Annotated in this window: 1 protein-coding gene; it reads left to right on the forward strand. The window is 53.6% G+C overall.

What is annotated here, in order from left to right; genetic code table 11:
* Window positions 1–49: 49 nt before the first annotated feature.
* Window positions 50–763 carry an IS6 family transposase gene (locus CU102_RS28340; RefSeq protein WP_106714353.1) on the forward strand — a complete coding sequence of 238 codons (714 nt, stop codon included), beginning with the start codon at window positions 50–52 and terminating at the stop codon, window positions 761–763.
* The last annotated feature ends 63 nt before the right edge of the window (window positions 764–826 follow it).

An 826-nucleotide genomic window follows, 5' to 3' on the forward strand; every position in this document is an offset into this window, starting at 1 on the left:
GGCACTGTAACCTTAACTTTCCCGACATCTTGATGCCTGACAATGCAGCATGACCAAGGTTTGTGACCAGCTCTATCACCGCCATCGCTTTCCAGCCGAAATCATCGCCGAAGCGGTGTGGCTTTACTTCCGCTTTCCGCTCAGTCTTCGTATGGTGGAAGATATGCTGGCCTACAAAGGGATGATCGTCTCCCACAAGACGATTAGACAATGGGCGGAAAAGTTCGGGCGGGTCTATGCCAACAGGATCCGCCGGCGCACACCCCGTCTTGGCGACAAGTGGCACCTTGATGAAGTTGTTGTTTCGATCAATGGCAAGAAGCATTGGCTATGGCGCGCCGTGGATCAGGCTGGTTTCGTGCTGGATGTCCTTGTGCAAAGCCGTAGGAATGCCAAGGCAGCCAAACGTCTAATCCGCAAGCTGCTAAAGGTGCAAGGCCGCGCACCACGTGTCATGGTGACAGACAAGCTCAAATCCTATGCTGCAGCCAACAGGCAGATCGGCCTGACATCCTGCGATCACCGTCAGCACAAGGGATTGAACAACCGGGCGGAGAATTCACATCAGCCGATGCGACGACGAGAGAGGATCATGAAGCGCTTCAAATCATCCCGGCAGCTTCAGCGATTTGTCTCCATCCATGATCCCATTGCCAACCTTCACAACTTTCCCCGCAGCACAATCTCTTCACCAGACCATCGTGACCTTCGTCATACTGCAATGACAGCGTGGCGTGAGATTGCGTGCGTGACCAATGCATGACAGCGCCATCAAAGACACTAATGTGCCCGATCAGAACTGGCGGTAAGTTAAGGTTACAGTGCC

Origin of the sequence: Phyllobacterium brassicacearum, from assembly GCF_003010955.1 — a bacterium.
Taxonomy (GTDB): domain Bacteria; phylum Pseudomonadota; class Alphaproteobacteria; order Rhizobiales; family Rhizobiaceae; genus Phyllobacterium; species Phyllobacterium brassicacearum.